Below are 21,183 nucleotides of genomic sequence, written 5' to 3' on the forward strand. Positions count from 1 at the left end.
GAAGGGCGAAAATCAGTTGCCAAGGGTCATTGCCGGCGTCAAATTTACCGACGGCGTCGCAGAATCGACGACGCCAGCTAACCGCGCCGCCTGATCAGCCCCATCACCCAATTTCGGCCATAGCTCAGTAAGGTCAGCTTGGTCGCTCTTTATAGCAATCGCGCGTACGCCCTTTGCCTTGAGCTTCTTCACGACTGCATCCGCCTTATCAGCCGAGGCCGCGTAGCTGATCGCAACGTCTGCTCCGTGATCAGCAAGCGCCTCCGCCGTAGCGGCACCAAGCCCGCGTGAGCCGCCGGTAACGAGGGCGACATTGCCCTTCAATATCTTCGACATAGGAATCCTTTCTCTACCCGATCGGGGGTGCCGTCCCAGGCCTTGGCAAGCGACAGCGCCTCATTTTCGTAACGATAATTACGATAACGATTGGTATGGAATCTGGACAGGGGATGTCAAGCGGTTTAGTAATGGGCATTATGAAAAAAGCCGAGTCGATCTGATGGGACGCCATCGCGAATTTGACGTGGAGAAAGCGCTCGACGCCGCGCTATGCGTCTTCTGGCGTAAGGGCTACGAGGGGGCTTCCTACGCTGACCTGACCGAGGCCGCCGGCGTAGAGAGGCCCGCCCTCTATTCTGCATTTGGCAACAAGGAAGCGCTCTTCCGCCAAGCCCTAGCTCGCTATTCCGAGCGATACTTGGACTACATTCAAGAGGCGCTTCAGCTACCCACAGCGCGCCAAGTTGCTGCGCACATCCTGTACAATGCAGCCGACCTCAATACGCGTTATCCCGACTATACGGGGTGTCTCGGTATCAATGGGGCCCTGGCGGGATCGGATGAAGCGGAACCTGTGCGACAAGCGTTGATAGATTTTCGCGCGGCTGGTCAGGCGCAGCTTCGTGAACGCTTCGAACGGGCGAAGGCCGAGGGCGACTTACCGAAGACTGCTAAATCTGATGCCCTTGCGGCGTTCGTGATGGCCGTCACTCACGGCATGGCGGTGCAGGCTAAAGCCGGCTTTAGCCGCGACATGCTGGAGGCTGTTGCTGAGCAGGCGCTTTCCACGTGGCCTACCGGTAGTTCCACACTTTCCGGAAAGTCATCCGAACCTTAGATAAGAAGCGCGCCGGCCATCGCTTGCGCTTGGCCTCCGCAGTGCTCGCACCGCGCTTTAGCGTCCGTCGATCGGCTGCACCGGTCCGGAGATCACCTCACCCACGCTGACATCGAGCCGCAGCACCGCGGCCGCTGCGGGAACGGCGGCGTCCGCCATCGCGGCGTGTCCTTCGGCGGTCGGATGCACCGCGCCGCCATAGACGGCCGACAGGACGCCCCAGGTCGCGTCGTGAATGTCCGAGGGTTGCATCGAGGACGGCAGCGCCTGCGGATAGGTCATCGCGGTGAAGTAGCTGTCATTGGCGTCGCGGATCCAGCGTGCGCGCGGCAGGTAGGCGCGATATTCCGAGGCGCTGCGGCCGCACATCATCGGCTGGCTGGCGGCACTGACGATGTCAGGATTGAAGCTCTCGCCATTGGCCGCAAAGCATTGCCGGTCGAATTCCGGATCGGTGGCGGCACGCGCGCAGAAGCCATGCATCGCGAACGCGTCCTGATGGGCGTCGACGAAGGTCATGCGGTCGGCACGCGGATTGCGACAGAGAATGCCTGACTGGCAGAGCGCCAGCGCCTTCAGCGTTGGAAGAAATTCGTCCTGCACATAGCCGGCCACCGGACCAAGCCGCTGCGGCGCAGCGTTGAAGGAGGGATGGATGTCGAAGCCGGCGCGACCGCCGGGGCAGGGGACGCCGCCGTCCGACAGCGCCGGATTGGCATAGGCCGTATAGATCACGCGCGTCAGGTCACCGCCGACGAGCGGCTTGAGCGCCTCGCGCAGTTTGCCGAATGATTGCGGCAACGTGCGTCGCAGCGCGTCGCGGGAATCGTCGACGGACGCCAGGACGCCGCCGCGCCGGAACAGCGCGCGCTCCGTCCCAGTATCGACGATCACGTCGGCGACGAGGCCGGAGAAGTAGATGTCGTTGGCGCCGATCGAGAGCAGGAGCAGGTCGAGCTGCCGATCCGGCTGGCGGCGCTTGGCTGCCGCGAGCGCATCGCGCAATTCGGCGAGCTGGCCGTTGACGCTGCCCGAGCAGGTATTGCCCGATTTGCTCGGCAGGCACTCGCGGGCCTGCTGTGAGCCGAACAGCCCGTCATTGATGGTTGCGCCCGTGCAGGCGAGCGGCAGGTAGGTCACGGCGATGTGCGGGTAGCGCACCGCGAGCGCGAGCGCCGTGCGCGTCTGGTAGCTGTAGAGCGAGCGATGGCAGGCCGCGTTGAACCACAGCGCGCTGTGCTTCTGCCATACCGAGAGGAAGTCCGGTGCTTCGCAGGCGCGCCCGCCTTTATAGCCGGCGCGGCTCGGCCGGTAGTATTGCGCGCCCGCGGTGCCGAGATAGGAGCGGAAGCAGAAGCCGTCTTCCGCCAGCGCGATCGGACGGTCCGGATTGCCCTCGCCGGACGCGATGCTGTCGCCGATCCCCGCGATGAAGATGTCGCGCACGGCGATCTCGGTGGAGACGCGCTGGGTCGGATCCGAGCCGGCGGAGACGTCGACGGTCGCCACTGTCGTGCGGCCGTAGCGGACGCGCAGGTTCACCGGTTCGGCGCAGTCGAAGGCGGAGCTCTGCGGCCCGTCGCCGTCGTCGAACGACCAGGCGCAGGTGGCGCCGACCGAAATCGGCCCGACCAATCGCACCGTGATCGGATGATCTGTTGGCGTCAGGTAGCTTTCCTTGACGTTGTCGCGGGTGCAGGGCTCGTTGACGCGCCCGGCGAGGTCGATGCAGAGCCGGTTGACGGTGTTGCGCGCCCAGCCGCGGCCGTCGCTCTGCAATTCCAGCGCCTGCTCGGCGGCGAGCACGCTGCGGCCGCGCCCGGCTTCGGTCTGCAGCAGGAAGTCGCGCTCCTCGCGAAACAGGCGAAAGCGGTTGCGGACTTCCCACGAGATCTGCAGCGGCTGCTCGGCGGCAGTCTGCGCTTCGGCCGATTGGCCCAGCAGCGCAACCGCCAGCAGCGCGGCGGAAACGATCGAACGGAACGGAATTTTGACCATGGCGCGTTTCACGGCATCGGTGCGGCAGAAATAAGAGAGCCACGCCGAATTAGCCAGAAAGAATAACGCGTCGAGATCGTGATCCGATGGGACGGAATCGGATCATGATCTCATCTCTTTGTTTGAGCATGATCTTTCCGGAAATCATGCCCTAGATAACGTCGCTGTTACCGTTTCAGGTGCTTGATCCGTGGCCGGCTCTCGACCGATTGCCGCACGGTGACCTCGGCGGTCTCCGCCCTGAAAGGCGGATCATTGAGCTTGCGCCGGCTGAGCCACGGGTGCACCACGTTGAGCCAGAGCTCGCGCATCCCCATGATCGAGATCGAGATGCCGAAGGGGATCAGGAAGTACAGGATGCGGAACACGACCAGCGTGGCCAGCAACTGCTCCTTGGAGAATTCCGGCAGCGCCACCAGCATCGCGGCGTCGAACACGCCGATCGATCCGGGCGCGTGGCTTGCGAAGCCGAGCAGGGTGGCCAGGATGAACACCACGGCCAGCGAGACGAAATCGATATAGGGCTCGGTCGGCATTAACAGATACATCGCGAGCGCGCAGAAACCGAGGTCGACGACGCCGATCAGGATTTGCACGAGCGTCAGCTTCGCGGACGGCAATACCACCTTCCAGCCGTTCTGGCCGAGCTCGCGGCGGCCGGTGCCGGTCACGAGCCAGACCAGATAGGCGCCGATGCCGGCAAGGCAGCCCAGCCCGATCAGCCGGTTCATGGCCGCCGGCAACAGGTCCATCGAGGTCGCCGCCGCGGGATGCCAGACCATGCCGATCCCGAGCACGAAGAGATTGCCGAGCCAGAAAGTCAGGCCGGAGAGGAAGCAGATCTTGGCGACGTCGATCGCGGTTAGGCCGTAGTCCGAATAGATGCGAAAGCGGATCGCGCCGCCGGTGAAGACGGTGGCGCCGATATTGTGGCCGATGGTGTAGCTGGTGAAGCTGGACAGCGCCGCGATGCGGTAGGGGATATGGGTCTTGCCGATCGTCCGAAGCGCGAAGAAGTCGTAAAAGGTTAACGTGCAGAAGGCGCCGACCACGCACAGCGCGGCGAGCGCAATGCGATGCGGGGCGATCTCGGTCAACGCCGTCAGGACCAGGGCGGTATCGACGCCCTTCAAGGTCCGGACCAGATGGGTCACCGCCAAGACGATGATGATGACGCTCGCGGCGATCCCCAGCCGTTTCCAGCCGATCTTTTCCTTGAAGCCACGCCCAAGCGCGGTCAGCAGCCGATGCATTCGTCCTCCCGGCGGGGCGGCATTCTTAAGAAGGCCCGTTACGTGGTCACATGGGGTAACGGGTGACGGTCAAACGCACCGTGCCCCAGCACCCATAAGGCAAAACGGGAGATTTGTGCAGCCCTTGACAAGCCACGCTTCCGCCTTCGTTCGTGATTTCTGTCATACGCGGTACATATGTCTGGGCATCGGAAAATGTGAGTCGCCGCTGGCGGTCCTGTCGGTTCAATTCGTCGCAACGTTCCGCTGTTCCGTCCCCCGGTTCTTGCTCCGGTTCTTGCGGTTTCGCTGGAACGTCCGTCCATCCAGCCGGTTAGCGCAGGTATCAGCAAGCAGAACATGGCGTTGTGCGGGGGACGAGGAGGTGGCCGCGCGTCATGTTCCCAGAACGAAGGGATACGCGCAATGGGACTCTTCAGTAAAGACATCAAGACCATGAATGACTTGTTCGTGCACCAATTGCAGGACATCTATTACGCCGAGCAACAACTTGTGAAAGCGCTGCCGAAGATGGCCAAAAAGGCCTCCGATCCGCAGCTCAAACAGGGATTTCTGACCCACCTGGATGAAACCAAAACGCATGTGCAGAGACTGGAGCAGGTATTCCGGATGCATGGCGCCCAAGTGAGGGCGGTTGATTGCCCGGCGATCGACGGTATCATCGAGGAGGCCGACGACGTGGCCGCAGAGGTGGATGACAAGAACGTGCTCGACGCCGCGCTGATCAACGCCGCACAGGCCGCCGAGCATTATGAGATCGTCCGCTACGGCAGCCTGATCGCCTGGGCACGGCAGCTCGGTCGCAACGACTGCGCTTCCATCCTGCAGAAGACGCTGGACGAGGAAAAAACGACCGACAAGAAGCTGACCTCGATCGCCGAAGGCAAGGTCAATCTCAGGGCGGCGGGCTAGATCACGATCCGGCCACGTTTGACTGGGCTGCAGCTCATAAGAGGGTGATTTCCGGGCAAACGCTTCGCTCGCCGGGCGAAAGCCGGTTCCGGATGGTCCGGATCATACTCTATAGGCATTTCGGACATTGAGACAAAAAGCCGCGCCGGAATAATCCGGTGCGGCTTTTTGTACCGGTTGCTGCCATCCGCGATCACCCTTCGATCGGTACCGAAATGTATTGGCGAAACGACGGGCTATGTCTGGCGTTGGCTCTCCGTCGAGGTGATCCATGCAAGACCTGCCGCTCAAGACCCGACAATATGCACAATATGCGGACGTGCCGCCCCGTCCGGCCGAAAAACCCGTGCCTTCGCGGCTCGCGGCCTCGCTGACGCTAGCGGCGATGAGCCTCGGCTACGGCGTGGTGCAGCTCGACGTCACCATCGTCAACACCGCGCTGCATGCGATCGGCGGCGCGCTTGGCGGTGGCGTGTCCGAGCTGCAATGGGTGGTGAGCGCCTACACTATCGCCTTTGCCGCCTTCATCCTGACGGCCGGTGCGCTCGGCGATCGCATCGGCGCCAAACGGGTTTTCATGACCGGCTTCGCGCTGTTCACAGCGGCGTCGCTTGCCTGTGCGCTGGCGCCGGACGCACCTGTGCTGATCGCGGCGCGCTGCATCCAGGGACTGGCGGCCGCGATCCTGGTGCCGAATTCGCTGGCGCTGCTCAGCCATGCCTATCCGGATGAGAAAGCGCGCGGCCGTGCCGTCGCGGTCTGGGCGGCCGGCGCCAGCGTGGCGCCGACGGCCGGTCCGTTCCTCGGCGGCGCACTGATCGCGCTCACCGGCTGGCGGGCGATCTTCCTGGTCAACCTGCCGATTGGTCTTGCCGGCCTCTGGCTCACCTTCCGCTACGCCGATGAGACCACGCGTTCGCTTTCGCGCGAGGTCGACCTGCCTGGTCAAATCGCAGCGATTGCGGCGCTTGGGTCGCTTGCCGGCGCCCTCATCGAGGGCGGCGCGCGCGGCTGGCAAGACCCGTTCGTGGTCGCAGGCTTTGCGGCGTCCACGGTGCTGAGCGCGCTGTTCGTCTGGCGCGAAGCCCATGCGCCGCAACCGATGCTGCCGCTGTCGCTGTTCGGGCAGCGAATGTTCACGGCGACGTCGCTCACTGGTCTCCTCGTCAACGTCGCCCTTTACGGGCTGATCTTCGTGTTGAGCCTGTATTTCCAGGAGATCAACGGCCTGTCGGCATTTCAGACCGGGCTTGCCTTCGTGCCGATGATGGGCGCGGTGCTGCCCGTCAATCTGATCGCGCCGCACATCAGCGAGCGTATCGGCGCGCCCGCGACCATCGGCAGTGGTGCGCTGCTGTCGGCAGCGGGATGCCTGGCATTGCTCGGCTTGGGGCCTGACACCGCCTATTGGGCGATCTGCGCGCAACTGATCGCGATGAGCAGCGGGCTCGGTCTTTTGGTCCCGCCGCTGACGTCGACGCTGCTCGGCAGCGTCGAGAAGTCGCGCTCGGGAATTGCAGCCGGCGTGCTCAATGCGACCCGGCAGACCGGCAGCGTGCTCGGCGTCGCGCTGTTCGGCTCGCTGGTCGGTCGGTCCACAGCGTTCATCGCTGGCCTGCACGCCTCGTTGCTGATCTCGGCCGGCCTGCTGCTTGCGGCCGCTGCCGCGATCATGCTTGGCGCCCTGCGGCGGGACCGGGCCATGGCGTGACCCGCGTCATTGCGCGCGCCGGTTGCGGATTGAGCCGATTTTTGTCGCCGGCTCAAAACTTCGTTCACCATCTGCAGAACGAGTTCCACTGCGGTTACCCCAAATCCACCAACTGGAGGGCTGGTACGGCGCAGTAGGGGAACTGCAATGTACCAAGTCCTGATTTGCCTGACGACGCAGCACGATTGGCGGTTCGTCATCCTTGCCCTGGCGACCTGCTGGCTCGCCGGCGCGGTCGCGATCAGCCTGTTTCACCGGGCCAGAGCGTCGCAAGGGCTTCCGCGCGTGGTCTGGATCGGGCTGGATGCGGTGGCCGGCGGCTGCGGGATCTGGGCGACGCATTTCATTGCGATGCTGGCCTATCAGCCCGGCATGGGCGTTGGATACGACATGCCGCTCACCCTGCTGTCACTGGCCCTTGGGGTGTCAATCGTCACGGTGGGCTTGACGGTTGCCTTGCTGAACAACCGCGTCTCGACGGCAGCAACTGGTGGCGCGATCGTTGGCGTTGGCATTGCCGTCCTGCACTACGTCGGCATGATGGCCGTTGCACTTCCGGCGCGCGTCGTATGGTCGCCCGGCATCGTGCTCAGTTCAGTGCTGATCGGCAGCCTGTTCGCGGCGCTGGCGCTCGTGGTTGCGACGCGCAGCGATGATCGCAACCACGGCATCGGCGCGACCGCACTGCTGACACTGGCCGTCGTCTCGCTCCATTTCACTGCAATGGGCGCAATAACCGTCATTCCCGATCCCAGCGTCGCCGTTGACGAGATGTCGATTTCGCCGGTCGCGCTTTCCTCCCTGACGGCGATCGTGACCTTCGCGTTTCTCGGGATCACGCTGGTTGCGGCCATGCTCGACCGCCGCGCCAAGGGCGAAATGCGCCAGCAGAAGGTTCTGCTCGAGACCGCGCTCGGCAACATGTCGCAGGGCCTGTGCATGTTCGATGCGGATGGCCGCATCCTCCTGGCCAACGACCGTTACGGCGCGATGATGGGCCGGTCCAGCATTCCGCTGCGGGGCCGCCTGCTGCGCGATGTCCTGCGGGACCAGAAGCTGAACGGCGACTGGGACGGCGATCCCAATCAGTTCGTTGCCGATGTGATGGCGGAAGCCGGCGCCGGCAACACCGTGACCAAGGTCGTGACGAGGGAGGGCCGCTCGATCCGCGTAGTCGATCAGCCGATGAAAGGCGGCGGCTGGGTCGCGACCTTCGAGGACATCACCGAGTGGCAGCAGGCGCAGGAGCGGATTTCGCACATGGCGCGCCATGACGCGCTGACCAATCTGCCCAACCGGACGCTGTTTCGCGAACAGCTCGAAAAGGGATTGCGGCTCGCCCGGCGCAGCGACCAGCTCGCGGTGTTCTGCCTCGATCTCGATCATTTCAAGATCATCAACGATTCGCTCGGCCATCCCGTCGGAGATGCGCTGTTGAAGGCGGTCGCTCAGCGGCTCGGCGAATGCGTCACCGAGAACGATACCGTGGCCCGGCTCGGCGGCGACGAATTCGCGATCGTGCAGTTCTGCGGGGATTGCGACCCATCGGCGGTGGCCGCGCTCGCCAGCCTCGTCGTCGAGAAAATCGCGGCTCCTTACGACATCGGCGGCCATCAGCTCGTGATCGGCGTCAGCATCGGCATCTCGCTGGCGCCCGAGGACGGCAAGAATCCGGACGAATTGTTGAAGAAGGCCGATCTCGCGCTCTACCGTGCCAAGGCAGACGGCCGCGGCACCTATCGCTTCTTCGAGACCGGGATGGACGCACGCGCGCAAGCGCGGCGCATGCTCGAGCTCGACCTGCGCAAGGCGCTGCAGCGTGACGAATTCGAGGTCCATTATCAGCCGATCCGCGACGTCGCCCACGACCGGATCGTCGCCTGCGAGGCCCTGCTGCGCTGGAATCATTCGCTGCGCGGGCTGATCCCGCCGGGCAATTTCATCGGGCTTGCGGAAGAAACCGGGCTGATCGTTCCGATCGGGGAATTCGTGCTGCGTCAGGCTTGCGCGGATGCAGCCGGCTGGCCGCAGGACGTCGCGGTCGCGGTCAACCTGTCGCCGATCCAGTTCAAGAACCCGAACCTCGTGTCGTCGGTGAAGGCGGCGCTTGAGGCCACCCGCCTTGCGGCGGATCGGCTCGAGCTCGAGATCACGGAGACGGTGCTGCTGCAGAACAGCGCCGCGACGCTCGCTGTGCTGCACGAATTGCGCGCGCTCGGCATCCGCATCTCGCTGGACGATTTCGGCACCGGCTATTCGTCGCTGAGCTATCTTCGCAGTTTCCCGTTCGACAAGATCAAGATCGATCGCTCGTTCGTCAGTGACCTCGCGACGCGGGAAGATTCCATGGCGATCGTCCGCGCCGTGACCGGGCTCGGCAAGAGTCTCGGCATCGTCACCACGGCGGAGGGGGTCGAGACCGATGCGCAGTTCGATCTGCTGCGTCGCGAGGGATGCACGCAGGCGCAGGGCTATCTGTTCAGCGCGCCACGTCCCGCCGCCGAGGTGAAGAAGATCCTGGCGGAAAGGTCGCCGCAGCGCCTGAGCGCTTAATTCCTGCGCAGCGCGAAATGCGCGCCGCAAAACGCCATCGCGCCGCCGAGACATAGCGCGGCAAGGCCGGCCTCTACGATCGAGATGGTGGAGATCGAACTCGGTGCCGAGGCCACCTGGCCGGCGCCGGCGAGAATCAGGACGCCGACGGCGATCAGGAATTGCCGCATCCGCGGCGGGATCTCGCCCGAGACGGCGCTGTGCATCAGGTTCGCGGTGAAATAGCCGCCACAGAACGCCACCGTCGCGATCAGCCACCAGGCGATCGCCGCGCCCGCCGGCATCGATTCGTGCGTGTCGGAGCGCCACAGCCCGCCAAGATCAAGGCCGTAGCGTGTGCCCAGCATGTGCACGGCGAGCGCCAGCAGCACGCCGGAAATCATGGCGCCGCCAAGGATCAGGCGGCGTGGAAAAGAGGTCGTCTCGGCCATGCTCCGGTTGTAGGATGAAGCCGGCGCGCCGCGCAAGCGGCGCTGTCAGCCGATTGCTCCGGGTTGTGGAATTTGCCGACGTCATCAGCCAACAATAGCGCGGAGCCAGGCGAGGGCGCGTCGACACGCTATGCCTACAAGGCATCATTGATCGGATCGGCGCATCAGTTCGAGTTGACCGATGCCGGCCTGTCGTGGCGCATCGCCGGCCGTTCCGGCGTCTGGCCTTATCGCGATATCTCGGCGGTCCGCCTCTCATACCGTCCGGTGTCGATGCAGTCGCGCCGTTTCCGCGCCGATATCGCCAATGCCAATGGCGGACGCCTCGCCATCCTCTCGACCACCTGGCAGACCGCAACGCTGATGGCGCCGCAGGATCACGGCTACCGCGCCTTCATCGAGGAATTGCACCGGCGGATGAAGACGGCTGGCGGCAAGGCGGTGCTGACAGGTGGGCTCGGGCCCGTGACCTATGCGGCCGCGCTCGCGGTGTTGGCGGTGCTGGCGGTCGCGATGATCGGGCTTTTGCTGCGCGCGTTGTTCACCGGCGAATTCATCGCCGTGCTGTTTCTGATCGGATTCGCCGTCCTGTTCGCCTGGCAGATCGGCGGCTTCGTCGGGCGCAACCGGCCGCGCAGCTACGGCTTCGATCATCTGCCGGATAAGTTGCTGCCGTAGCGTTTGCGTACCAATTGCGAGATGATCGCAACCGAGCGCAATGAAAAGTGACTTCGCGGAATCTTCCGTTCGCGGCATCGTCCTGTCCTATCAATGGGGCCGGGAAATGCATGGAGGATCGAAGCGCGCGTTTTCCGACCGAGGCGGAGATTGCCGAGATCAATGCAAGGCATCTGATCCGCACGCCCCTCAAACCGGCCGATCTCCTGTTCGTCTTCGGCACGCGCCAGGACGTCGATCTCCGGGTCGATGAGGCCTGTCGGCTCTGGCGTGAGGGTTTCTTCCGCTGGTCGATCGTCAGTGGCGGGGTGACGCCCGGCTCCCATCGTTCCGAATGCGAAATCATCAAGGCCGCGATGGTTGCACGTGGCATCCCGTCCGGGATCATTCTCGAAGAACATTGCGCGGTGAATACCGGCGAGAACGTGATCCTTTCTCTGCCCATCATCGATGCGGCATTGGGATTGGAAAATATCCGCAGCGTCATTTGCCTCGGTAACAGTTGGACGGCGCGGCGCTATCCGATGACGCTGCAGCGGCATTGGCCGGAGGTCGAGAAGATGCTGGTGACGGTCGATTGTTTTGCTACGCCGCGCTCGCAGTGGCACACCGATCCGGAATTTCGCCGCCGCGTGCTACGCGAGTGGGACAAGATCGAACCATACAAGGCCAAAGGCTTCATCGCGGAATGGCCGGTCACGTGAGAGACGGAGGCTCTATTCGGTCGCGTCAAAATCCTCTTCCTTCGCGATCAAGATGCCCGATAGCGCTCGCAGTCCGGTTTCGAGCTGCTCCAGCGTCGGCGCGCCCAGTGCGAGGCGGACGGCGTTGGGTGCATGTCCCGGGGCGACCGCAAAGGTCGTCGACGGCGTCAACGCGATGTCGCGGCGGGCGGCTGCGGCCACGAAAGTCTGCGAGCGCCAATGCGGCGGCAATGTCAGCCAGAGATGATAGGCCTTGGCATTGGCCTGGATTTCGAAGCCAGCGAGCAATTTTGCGGCCATCTGCTGGCGGCGCGCCGCATCGATTCGCTTCAGCCGCGTGAGCTCGGACACGGTGCCATCGCCCATCAGCCGCTGCCCGGCCGCAAACGCATAGCCTGACGCCGTCCATCCGCCGGAGCGGACGGATGCCATGATGATCTCGCGCAGCCGTAGCGGAGAAACGATGAAGCCGAGCGCAAGCCCGGGCGCGACCTTCTTCGAGAGGCTGTCGAGCACGATGCAGCGGTCGGGAGACAGCGCAGCGAGCGGCGGCTCATCGTCGAGAAATCCGTAGACCGTGTCCTCGATGATGGTGAGATCGAGCTTCTCGACTACACGCAGCAGATCGGCACGCCGCGCGGCCGGCATCGTGATGCCCAGCGGGTTTTGAATGGTCGGCTGCAGATAGAGCGCCGTGAGATGTGCCTCGCGGTGCGCTTTCTGTACCGCATCGGGCCGCACGCCGTGCTCGTCCACCGCGAGCGGCACCAGCGTCACGCCAAGCCGCACCGCAATGCCCTTGATGAAGGGATAGGTCAGCGCCTCGACGCCGCAGCGCCCACCCGGGGGCACCAGGGCGGCGAGCGCGGCTGCGATGCATTGCCTGCCGTTGGCTGTGAAGACGATCTGCTCGGCGCCGGGAGACCAGGTCTTGCGGGCAAGGAACGCCGCCGAGACCTGTCGCACGGCTTGCGTGCCCGTGCTGGTCGACGGCCGCAATGCGGCCTCGAGCGCCTCTGTCCGCTCCAGCCCTTGCAGGCTTTTCGCGATCATCGCCGCCTGTTGCGGCAGCAGCGGATAGTTGAATTCCATGTCGATGCGCGCGCCATGCGCTTCGGGCGACGGCGCGATGCCGCGCCGCACGTCGCCGGAAATGAAGGTGCCGCGGCCGACTTCGCCGACGACGAGGCCGCGCCGCAACAGCTCGGTGTAGACCCGGCTCGCGGTCGACACTGCGATCTTGCGCTCATAGGCGAAGCTGCGTTGTGGCGGCAGGCGGTCGCCGGGTTTCAGCGCGCCGCCGGCGATCTCGGCGGCAATGGCGTCGGCAAGCCGCAAATATTCGAACTTCGACATAATTGCACCGAGAGCAATGTTTCTCTTGAACTGAGATCAATACCGGATCATCTAGAGAGCATCAACCCTGCGATTGTACTGAGGATGCGCAAGCAATCCGAGGTCAATACGGCGCTGCGATAGCATTGCGCCGACGGCATCGCTTTGCCGCGCGGGAGACAGCCGGAGAGAAGACGATGTCGACGCTATCCTCAGCCGCAGGCCGGCCCGCGCAGCCGGGCGCATCAGGCGGGCTGGTTCGCTGGATCGGGGCGGGCGCGCACGCGCTGCTCGGCTATCTGGATCGCCGCGCCGCCATCAAAACACTTCGCGGACTGGATGACCGCGCGCTGCGCGACATCGGCATCTCACGCTGCCAGATCGAGGCCGCCGTTGGCGGCGCGCTCAATCCCGCGATGGGAAAGCTTCGCTAGAAAACGTTCTAATGCCGCACCACCAGCACCGAACACTTGGCGTAGCGCACCACATGGCCGGCGTTGGAGCCGAGGAAGTAGGTGCGCATCGCCGGCCGGTGTGAGGTCATCACGATCAGGTCGGCGTGCATTGCAGCAGCTTCCTCGAGGATCTCGTGATAGATGCCGCCCTGTCGCACCACGCTGGAAATGCGCGACGGCTCGATGCCGCTTTCGCGTGCCACGATCGCGAGCGCTTCCTCGGAGGTCTGCTGCTGTTGGGCATCGAAGTCGGCCGGCACATATTCGGCCAGCATCACCGGTGTCATCGGCAGCACGTTGAGCAGGCGCACCGTGCCCTTCCAGCTTTCCGCAAGCGTTGCCGCAGTTGCGATCGCGGGCTTCGCCAGCTCGGTGTCGGCCAAATCGATCGGCACCAGAATGGACTTGAACATCCACGCCTCCTGTCCGCTCAACATTGACACGGCAAGCGGCGATACGCGCCGGCTGCCTTGACTCTAGTTTTGACGCGTTTTCTTCACGCGAACCGGAATCCACTTCGCTCGAAAACGCGCTAGTCGTCCGAAGTCTGCTTCAATAGTTTCGGGCTGACAAACTGTACGAGCTTGCCGCGACGGAACGCCACGTCGGTCCAGTCGTGCGTCGGGAAGTCGAAGATTGCAAGGCCCGACGTCGGCAGGTTGTGATCGAGCGCTTTCTTCGCAGCCGCATCGCCGCCGCCAATGAGGGTGAGGGCGAACTCGTGCATGCCGGGATTGTGGCCGACCAGCATCAGCCGTTTGGGGTCGCTGACCGAGGCCATGCGAACCGTGTGCAACAGCTCGGTCGGATCGGCGCCGTAGAGTTCCGGCAGGAATTCGACCTCCGGCCGCGGTATGAGCCCTTTCATCGCCTCCCAGGCGACTTCCCAGGTCTGATGCGCCCGGACCGCGGGCGAGACCAGCACGCGGTCGGGAAACGGCGGATGCCGGCCGATCCAGGCGCCGATCTCGGCGGCATCACGGTGGCCGCGCTCGTCGAGCCGGCGGTCGTGATCCTGGCCCGTGGGCGATTCGGTTTCGGTCTTGGCGTGACGCAACAGCATCAAACGGCGCATGGCGCAATCTCAATTCGGCGTGTTCTGGATTAATCTACATGCTCATGCCCGCGACAAGGTGACAAGCCGTGTTGCGGTCCGTAAGAAAACGATATGAGCGAGCCTTCCACAAGTGCGACCGACGATCGCGATGCTGCGATGCCGTTCCCCTCGCGCCTTTCGGTCGAGCTGGACGTCGATATCTGCGTGGTCGGGGCTGGGCTTGCCGGACTGACGGTGGCGCGGGAAGCGGCGCGGCTTGGCGCCAGCGTTGCAGTGCTCGAAGGCCGCCAGGTCGGCTGGAACGCCTCCGGCAACCAGCTCGGCACCGTGATGCCGGGCTTCAATCTTCCGGTGTCCGAACTGATCGAACGCGTCGGGTTGGAAGACGCCCGCGAACTCTGGGCGCTGTCGAAGGCCGGCGCCGATTACGTTCGCGCGACCGCGACCGAGGAACTGATCCCGGGCATCGGACTCAGCGAGGGTGCGCTGCAGGTTTCCACCGTCGATGTCGGCGAGACCCTGATCAGCCGGCTGCAGACGCTGGCTGAGGATTTCGAGACCGAGGTCGAGGGCTGGCAGGTCGACCGTGTGCGCAGCACCATCAGGACCAACCGCTATTTCCATGGCATCTACTATCCCAAAGCGTTCCAGGTCGACGGCCGCAAATATGTGCATGGCCTGGCAGCGCTGGCGCAGCGGGCAGGGGCACGCATCTTCGAGGACACGCCGGTGGTCAGCATCGACTTCTCCGGCATCCGCAAGCGCATCATTACGCCTTCGGCGCGCTTGCGCGCGAACCATATCGTGCTCGCTGGCAACGTGCATCTCGGCGCGCCGCTCCAGCGCCTGTCGGACACGCTGCTGCCGGTCTGGCGCTATGCGGCGGTGACTGAGCCGCTTGGCGAACGGCTCGCGGAGGCGCTCACCTTTCACGGCTCGGTCAGCGACGGCGACGGCATCGATCATTTCCGCGTCGTCGATGGCGACCGGCTGATGTGGGCGAGCCCGGAGACGACGTGGAATGCGAAGCCGCAGCGTTTCGCGCCCGCCATCAAGCGCCGCATCGCGACCATCTTTCCGCAACTCGGCAAGGTCGGGATCGACGATGTCTTCGGCGGCGCCGTTGGTGTGACCGTGCATGGCATGCCGCAGATCGGTGAATTGCGCAAAGGCCTCTGGGTCGCAAGCGGCTTTGGCCGGCAGGGCATGAACACCTCGGCGATGGCGGGGCTGTTGATCGCGCGCAGCATCCTGTGGGGTGACGAACGCTGGCGGCTGTTCTCGCCGTTCGAACTGGTCTGGGCGGGCGGGACCACCGGCCGCGTCGCTGCGCATCTGATCAACCTTTGGGGGCGGGGCGCCTCCGCCGCCGCCAACGTACTGGCGCGCTATCGGGAAGGTCTGCGCGTCAAAGAGCGCATCCGCAACGCACGTCTCGCGGAGGCCAATCGCCAGTACGGCACCCTGCCGCGGCCGCCGCGCCGCGGACCCGCGCCCGGTGGCCAGCGGGCCACGCACCCGCAGCCGCCCGCGCCGCAGGAGCCGTATGGCTCAAGCTCGCAGAAAAGTGAGGAGGTCAGGGACTGACCGGTGTAACGTCGCAACCGGGTGCGCCGTATCTGACAGCGAACAATCGTCCGCCTCCACGGAGACCATCATGATTGACCGCCGTTTCCTGCTCGCGTCCGTCGCCGGCCTGTTCAGCCTCGCCGCTTTCCGCTGGCTGCGCGGTTCGCCGGCGAAGGCCGCCGAGAAATTCGAGATCGAGAAAACCGACGCCGAGTGGCGCGCGCAGCTCACGCCGCAGCAATATGAGATCCTGCGCAAGCAGGGCACGGAGCGGCCCTGGTCCAGCCCGCTGCTGAAGGAGCATCGCAAGGGCACGTTCGCCTGCGCGGGTTGCGACCTGCCGCTGTTCTCCTCCGACACCAAGTTCGAAAGCGGTACCGGCTGGCCAAGTTTCTATCAACCGCTCGAAAACGCCGTCGGCACCACCGAGGACCGCACCTTTGGCATGGCACGCACGGAGGTGCATTGCCGGCGCTGCGGCGGCCATCTCGGCCACGTCTTCGACGACGGTCCGAAGCCGACGGGCCTGCGCTACTGCATGGACGGTTTTGCGCTGGTCTTCCACCCGGCGACCGCGTCAGCCACCTGAATCTATCTTCATCACGCGAGATGTAACGAGCACAAAAAAAGGCCTCCCTCTCGGAGGCCTTTTTTCCTTGATCGCGCGATCGCCTTACGCCGACTTGCGCTCGTCCTCCTGCGCGGGGGCATTGAGCTTCCTTGCGCTTTCCAGCAGCGCCTCCTCGTGGGCGATCAGCTTCTTCGATTCCTTCAGCGCGTGATAGAGGTCGCCGTTGAGGATATGGTTGTTGATGCCCTCGATAAACGGCCAGCCGCTGGGCATGGCCGTGATGATGTCGCGCACCAGGCTGAAATAGGTCGGATGGTGCGCCATCGGATCGGGCGAGAGATACATGAGCTGCACCGCGAGATAGATCAGCTTGGCCGGCGTGTCGGCCGTCTCCGGCGTCAGAATGTCCTTCTCGCGCAGGATCGGAATCTTGTCGCCGTCGATCAGGAGGCGGGCCCGCTGATCGGTGTTGGTGACCACGCAGGAGCCGATGATAATCCGCTCGTTTGGCTTCAGCTCGACCTTCAATGCCATTCCCGTTCTCCTCTGCCGCCATCCGCGCGATGCGTCGTTGCGACGAAATCGAATCATGTCTGGCTCGCATCCGCCGTTAAGACCGATGGCGGCCGATCGCGCCGCAATCCTTTCCGATCATGGTTAACGGTTGGTAAACGCCGTTCCTGCTGTGCTTGCCCTTCTGTCCGAAGGCGCAGCCAGTTCAGTAGTATTCCGGAGCATCTGTGTCGCCGCGTAGCATTTTCACGCTGTTTGCGGGCCAGAAATGCGACCGAGAAGATTCATTTTTTCTTAGGAGACTTGGTTCCAAGGTGAGCCGTCGTCCGATCAAAAACGATTGGAAGCGACTTGTTCCTGTTTCACACCAGAAAGGTATGAAAAATGTCCGGCATTGTTCTTTCGTCTTCGGTTCGCCAGAACCTCCTCTCGCTGCAGTCGACTGCCGACCTGCTCGCCACCACCCAAAGCCGTCTTTCCACCGGAAAGAAGGTCAACTCGGCCCTCGATAACCCCACCAACTTCTTCACCGCCGCCGCGCTCGACAATCGCGCCAGCGACATCAACAACCTGCTTGATGGCATCGGCAACGGCGTGCAGGTGCTGCAGGCGGCCAACACCGGCATCACCTCGCTGCAGAAGCTGGTCGACGGCGCCAAGTCGGTCGCGACCCAGGCCTTGCAGTCGACTGTCGGCTATTCCGCCAAGTCCAGCGTGAGCGTTCAGATCAACGGCGCCACCGCCTCGAATCTGCTCGGCACCGGCGCCGCGATCGATACCACGGTCCAGGGCACGCTCGCGGTCAACAACAATCTGACCAGCTACAGCGCCAATTCGGCCGACGGCACGCGCGTCAATGCCACGCACCAGACCGCATACACCAACAGCCTGGCCACCTTGGGTACCCAGATCAATGCCGCGTCGGACGCAACCTCGGTTCTGAGCACTGCGGCTGGTGGCGCCCTGACCGCCGGTGCTGCCTTCTCGGTCAACGGCAAGACCATCACCTTCCAGGCCACGGGCGCCGCGGCGGTCGATGGCAGCGGCAACTACACGATCGGTGTCGACCAGACACTGGGCGACCTGCTGGGCGCGATCGACGCGATCACCGGCAATACCGGCACCGGCGGTGCTGTTGCATCCAGCATTAGTGGCGGCGCGATCCAGCTCAGCACTGGTCTCGCCCACGACATCGACATCGAGGACGGTACCGGTGGCGCCGCCGGCACTCTGGCCAAGCTCGGCCTTTCGGCCACGGCCCAGGATGTGACCCGCACCAGCACCACCAACACCACGACCCCGATCACGGCGGCGACCAAGCTTTCCGGTCCCCAGGTTGCCGGTGGTGCGGACGCCTTGGTCGGAGCGGGCGCGGCCTTCACGAACTCCGATGTCCTCGTGATCAACGGCAAGACGATCGCGTTCAACAACGGCGGCGGCACCTCCGGTTCGGTGGCCAACAACGATCTTTCGATCGACGTCTCTACCGGCACTATTGGCGATATCCTCACCGCCATTAACGGCGCCTCTGGAGCCACCGCCAGCATCGGAACCGGTGCCGATGTCGGCAAGATCCATATTCTGACGAGCGCAACGCAGGACGTGGACTTCTCGGGCTCCAATGCTGCCACCCTGGCCAAGCTTGGGCTTAGCGGCCTCACCGACAACAAGGTGAGCCGCACGCCCACGGCCGGCGCCGTGCAGATCACCGGTGCTACCAAGCTGTCGGGCACTGCCGCCGCTCTCAGCGACGCGATCACCACCGGCTTCCAGACCGGTGATACGATCACGGTCAACGGCAAGACCATCACCTTCGTGGACAATGGCGCGGCCGACAACAACCACATCAACAAGGACGACAGCATCGATACGCTGCTGCACAAGATCGACGCCCTGACCGGTGCGGCCCCGAACTCTTCATCGGTGTCCGGCGGACAGATTACGCTGCATACCGGCACCACCAGCGATCTGACGATCACCAGCTCGAACACGGCCGCGATGGCCGCCCTCGGCTTTGCTGGCCCGATCAGCAAGACCCGTGACCACGGCCCGTCGCCGCTCGACGGCCAGACGTTGTCGATTGGCTCTACGGGCGGTGGCACCGCGACCAGCATCACCTTCGGTGGTACCGGTCCGGGTCACGTCACCTCGCTGAACGATCTCAATGCAGAGCTGAAGTCGAACAACCTCCAGGCCACGCTGGCGCAGGACGGCACGCTGACGATCACCACCGCGAACGACGCGGCTTCGGCTACGATCGGCTTGATCAGCGGCACCGCGGCGGTGTCGGGCCAGTTGTTCTTTAACAAGACCCCGAGCGATCCGGTGGTCGATGCGTCGGCGAGCGCCGCCCGCGACGCGCTCGTCACCCAGTACAACAACATCCTGAACCAGATCACGACCACGGCGCAGGATGCTTCCTTCAACGGCGTCAACCTGCTCACCGGCGACACGCTGCGGCTGACCTTCAACGAAACCGGCAAGTCGACGCTGGCGATCTCCGGCGTCAACTTCAACTCCGCGGGCCTTGGCCTTGCGGCGCTGTCGTCCGGCGACTTCAAGGACAACGACTCCGTGCAGAAGGTGGTGAGCGGCCTGACCAACGCCAGCAGCACGCTGCGCGCCCAGGCGTCGTCCTTCGGTTCGAACCTGTCGATCGTGCAGATCCGCCAGGACTTCTCGAAGAACCTGATCAACGTGCTGCAGACCGGCTCGTCCAACCTGACGCTGGCCGACACCAACGAGGAAGCGGCCAACAGCCAGGCGCTGTCGACCCGCCAGTCGATCGCGGTCTCCGCGCTCGCGCTCGCCAACCAGAGCCAGCAGAGCGTGCTGCAGTTGCTCCGCTAAGCGTAGCTTCACCAAATCAAGAACGGCGCGAGACGGCGGGGGGAACCCCGCCGTCTTCGTTTTAGTTAAGGCGTGGCGTGGCGGCTTCTGCCGGAAAACGGACACATTTGGTAACCGTTGCTAACCATATTTAAAGGCACGGTCTGTATGAAAGTTGGGCACTTTTTGAGACCCCGCGGTCCAAACCGCTCCCACCGAGGTTCGTGAATGTCAAATGCAGCTCAGGCCTACGCACGCACGTCAACCACGACGGCGTCCCCCCGTGAAATCGAAGCGCAGGCGCTGCTAAAAGCTGCACGACAGCTTCAGGAAGTCCAGACGAACTGGAGTGGGCCGGACAAGGCGATGCAGAACGCGCTGCTGTTCAATCGCCGCCTGTGGTCGATCTTCATGAGCGCCGCGCAGGCCAATGACAATCCGCAGCCGCTCGAAGTGCGCCAGAACATCACCAATATCGGCGTGTTCGTGATGAAGCAGACCGTCGAGATGCAGATCAATCCGGATCCGGCGAAGCTGAAGTCGCTGATCGACATCAACTGCAACCTCGCCGCCGGCCTCGCCGGCCGCGGCTAGGCAGAGTGGAGCGGCTCGAATGGCCGACATGATGGGCATCCTGGCGGCCAACTACAAGGCCGTCGGGCTGAACGTTCCCTCCAAGACGCCCTACGTGGCTGTTGATCCTGAGCTCTACGAGGGCAGTTGGACCGGCAAATACGCCAACAACAAGTCGTTCAAGATCCAGGTCACGAACGTCACGGGCTTCCGCGCCAAGGTGCACTACCAGAGCGAGGGCACCAGCAAATACCAGGACGTCCTGATCAAGGATCAGTCGTTCCGGGTCGGCGATACCAAGTTTACGCTGACTTCGGTCGGCACGGCGCTGATCAAGAATGTCGTCAACGATCCTGCGACCGGGGGAACGTATCTCGACCAGGCTTACGCGAAGCGCCAGGGCTGAGCGCCGTACCTGAAGCGTCAGGCCCTGCGGTCGGTGGCGCCGAGACGTGTCGGCGTTTCCTTGGTCAGGTCGAGCGTGCGGAAATAGGCGCGGCGGCGCAGCACCGCCTCTTCAGGAAACTGCCTCACAACCTGGCTCGTGCGGTTGTCGACGACTTGAAAGACGACGGAAGCGGCGTCGCGATCGATAATGACTTGGTTGGAAACGGAAGCGTTGACGACGTTGGAATTGATGCTGGCGCGCGCGCCTGCATCCGCCGCGGTGACGCTCCGGCTCGGCGGCAGCTCGGTTGAGACGGCATTCCGCGCCGCCTCGCTGACGGGAGCGGTGATCGGTGCCGCAACCGGTACCCCGACCGGCTTGATGCTGAAATCTGTACTCATCACGCCTCCTAGTACCCACTTTTCTTGGATCGTGAGTCGTGATTCAAGATATGGATGATCCCCGAAGCAAGAGAAGTCCACCTTTCGCGGAAAGATCGCAAGGTGCTTGAGGCGTGTTGTCGCTCGCCGGTGACG

Annotated in this window: 21 protein-coding genes; 12 read left to right on the forward strand and 9 right to left on the reverse strand. The window is 63.9% G+C overall.

Annotation, left to right across the window (positions count from 1 at the left end; genetic code table 11):
* Nucleotides 1–12 precede the first annotated feature (12 nt).
* Nucleotides 13–336: an SDR family NAD(P)-dependent oxidoreductase gene (locus tag ACZYOF_RS32975; RefSeq protein WP_463718397.1), complete on the reverse strand. Its 324-nt coding sequence runs from the start codon at nt 334–336 to the stop codon at nt 13–15.
* Nucleotides 337–499: 163 nt separating this feature from the next.
* Between ACZYOF_RS32975 and ACZYOF_RS32980 the strand changes: the two genes are divergently transcribed.
* The gene (locus ACZYOF_RS32980) at nt 500–1,117 is read left to right on the forward strand and encodes a TetR/AcrR family transcriptional regulator (protein WP_463718405.1); all 618 of its coding nucleotides are present in this window, start codon (nt 500–502) and stop codon (nt 1,115–1,117) included.
* 57 nt (nt 1,118–1,174) lie between these two features.
* On the opposite strand, the gene ACZYOF_RS32985 is transcribed toward ACZYOF_RS32980, so the two are convergent.
* Nucleotides 1,175–3,115 (reverse strand): SGNH/GDSL hydrolase family protein, encoded by a 1,941-nt coding sequence (locus tag ACZYOF_RS32985; protein ID WP_463718398.1) that lies wholly within the window; start codon nt 3,113–3,115, stop codon nt 1,175–1,177.
* 167 nt (nt 3,116–3,282) lie between these two features.
* A complete protein-coding gene (locus ACZYOF_RS32990) occupies nt 3,283–4,368 on the reverse strand; it encodes a lysylphosphatidylglycerol synthase transmembrane domain-containing protein (protein WP_463718399.1) in 1,086 nt (361 codons plus the stop codon).
* A gap of 405 nt (nt 4,369–4,773) precedes the next feature.
* On the opposite strand from ACZYOF_RS32990, the gene ACZYOF_RS32995 reads away from it, so the two are divergent.
* The 3 genes from ACZYOF_RS32995 to ACZYOF_RS33005 all read left to right on the forward strand — a co-directional run bounded on the left by ACZYOF_RS32995 (nt 4,774) and on the right by ACZYOF_RS33005 (nt 9,544).
* Entirely contained in the window at nt 4,774–5,280 is a 507-nt protein-coding gene (locus ACZYOF_RS32995; RefSeq protein WP_463718406.1) for a YciE/YciF ferroxidase family protein, read from the forward strand.
* 271 nt (nt 5,281–5,551) lie between these two features.
* Nucleotides 5,552–6,991 carry an MFS transporter gene (locus ACZYOF_RS33000; RefSeq protein WP_463718400.1) on the forward strand — a complete coding sequence of 480 codons (1,440 nt, stop codon included), beginning with the start codon at nt 5,552–5,554 and terminating at the stop codon, nt 6,989–6,991.
* 147 nt (nt 6,992–7,138) lie between these two features.
* Nucleotides 7,139–9,544 (forward strand): EAL domain-containing protein, encoded by a 2,406-nt coding sequence (locus tag ACZYOF_RS33005; RefSeq protein ID WP_463718401.1) that lies wholly within the window; start codon nt 7,139–7,141, stop codon nt 9,542–9,544.
* Here ACZYOF_RS33005 and ACZYOF_RS33010 read toward each other — a convergent pair.
* Nucleotides 9,541–9,975, reverse strand: coding sequence for a hypothetical protein (locus ACZYOF_RS33010; RefSeq protein ID WP_130582882.1), 435 nt, complete (start codon nt 9,973–9,975; stop codon nt 9,541–9,543). The genes ACZYOF_RS33005 and ACZYOF_RS33010 overlap by 4 nt on opposite strands.
* Nucleotides 9,976–10,047: 72 nt before the next feature.
* Here ACZYOF_RS33010 and ACZYOF_RS33015 point away from each other — a divergent pair, with 72 nt between their 5' ends.
* On the forward strand, nt 10,048–10,653 hold the full coding sequence (locus tag ACZYOF_RS33015; protein WP_463718402.1) for a hypothetical protein: 606 nt from the start codon (nt 10,048–10,050) through the stop codon (nt 10,651–10,653).
* 110 nt (nt 10,654–10,763) lie between these two features.
* Nucleotides 10,764–11,357 carry a YdcF family protein gene (locus ACZYOF_RS33020; protein ID WP_463718403.1) on the forward strand — a complete coding sequence of 198 codons (594 nt, stop codon included), beginning with the start codon at nt 10,764–10,766 and terminating at the stop codon, nt 11,355–11,357.
* Between the two features lie 12 nt (nt 11,358–11,369).
* Here ACZYOF_RS33020 and ACZYOF_RS33025 read toward each other — a convergent pair whose 3' ends face one another.
* A complete protein-coding gene (locus tag ACZYOF_RS33025; RefSeq protein WP_463718404.1) occupies nt 11,370–12,713 on the reverse strand; it encodes an aminotransferase-like domain-containing protein in 1,344 nt (447 codons plus the stop codon).
* A gap of 176 nt (nt 12,714–12,889) precedes the next feature.
* Here ACZYOF_RS33025 and ACZYOF_RS33030 point away from each other — a divergent pair, with 176 nt between their 5' ends.
* Nucleotides 12,890–13,126 carry a DUF1127 domain-containing protein gene (locus ACZYOF_RS33030; protein WP_394569022.1) on the forward strand — a complete coding sequence of 79 codons (237 nt, stop codon included), beginning with the start codon at nt 12,890–12,892 and terminating at the stop codon, nt 13,124–13,126.
* An 8-nt stretch (nt 13,127–13,134) separates the two neighbouring features.
* Here the strand turns inward: ACZYOF_RS33030 and ACZYOF_RS33035 are convergent, their stop codons facing one another.
* Together ACZYOF_RS33035 and ACZYOF_RS33040 are read right to left on the reverse strand one after the other, a co-directional pair.
* Nucleotides 13,135–13,560 (reverse strand): universal stress protein, encoded by a 426-nt coding sequence (locus tag ACZYOF_RS33035; protein WP_130582878.1) that lies wholly within the window; start codon nt 13,558–13,560, stop codon nt 13,135–13,137.
* A gap of 119 nt (nt 13,561–13,679) precedes the next feature.
* A complete protein-coding gene (locus ACZYOF_RS33040) occupies nt 13,680–14,222 on the reverse strand; it encodes a SixA phosphatase family protein (protein ID WP_130582877.1) in 543 nt (180 codons plus the stop codon).
* 93 nt (nt 14,223–14,315) lie between these two features.
* Here ACZYOF_RS33040 and ACZYOF_RS33045 point away from each other — a divergent pair, with 93 nt between their 5' ends.
* The gene (locus ACZYOF_RS33045) at nt 14,316–15,791 is read left to right on the forward strand and encodes an NAD(P)/FAD-dependent oxidoreductase (RefSeq protein WP_463702205.1); all 1,476 of its coding nucleotides are present in this window, start codon (nt 14,316–14,318) and stop codon (nt 15,789–15,791) included.
* Nucleotides 15,792–15,861: 70 nt separating this feature from the next.
* Nucleotides 15,862–16,362, forward strand: coding sequence for a peptide-methionine (R)-S-oxide reductase MsrB (msrB, locus tag ACZYOF_RS33050; protein ID WP_130582392.1), 501 nt, complete (start codon nt 15,862–15,864; stop codon nt 16,360–16,362).
* Between the two features lie 84 nt (nt 16,363–16,446).
* On the opposite strand, the gene flbT is transcribed toward msrB, so the two are convergent.
* Nucleotides 16,447–16,878: a flagellar biosynthesis repressor FlbT gene (flbT, locus tag ACZYOF_RS33055; protein WP_130582393.1), complete on the reverse strand. Its 432-nt coding sequence runs from the start codon at nt 16,876–16,878 to the stop codon at nt 16,447–16,449.
* Between the two features lie 363 nt (nt 16,879–17,241).
* Between flbT and ACZYOF_RS33060 the strand changes: the two genes are divergently transcribed.
* From ACZYOF_RS33060 to ACZYOF_RS33070, 3 genes are all read left to right on the forward strand, one after another.
* Nucleotides 17,242–19,707, forward strand: a complete 2,466-nt coding sequence (locus ACZYOF_RS33060) for a flagellin N-terminal helical domain-containing protein (protein ID WP_130582394.1) — start codon at nt 17,242–17,244, stop codon at nt 19,705–19,707.
* Between the two features lie 207 nt (nt 19,708–19,914).
* Nucleotides 19,915–20,280, forward strand: coding sequence for a flagellar biosynthesis regulator FlaF (gene flaF, locus ACZYOF_RS33065; protein ID WP_130582395.1), 366 nt, complete (start codon nt 19,915–19,917; stop codon nt 20,278–20,280).
* Between the two features lie 19 nt (nt 20,281–20,299).
* Entirely contained in the window at nt 20,300–20,665 is a 366-nt protein-coding gene (locus ACZYOF_RS33070; RefSeq protein WP_130582396.1) for a hypothetical protein, read from the forward strand.
* A gap of 17 nt (nt 20,666–20,682) precedes the next feature.
* On the opposite strand, the gene ACZYOF_RS33075 is transcribed toward ACZYOF_RS33070, so the two are convergent.
* The gene (locus ACZYOF_RS33075) at nt 20,683–21,048 is read right to left on the reverse strand and encodes a flagellar protein FlaG (RefSeq protein ID WP_130582397.1); all 366 of its coding nucleotides are present in this window, start codon (nt 21,046–21,048) and stop codon (nt 20,683–20,685) included.
* Nucleotides 21,049–21,183 lie beyond the last annotated feature (135 nt).

The sequence above is a fragment of the Bradyrhizobium sp. LeoA1Lang genome, from assembly GCF_055413685.1.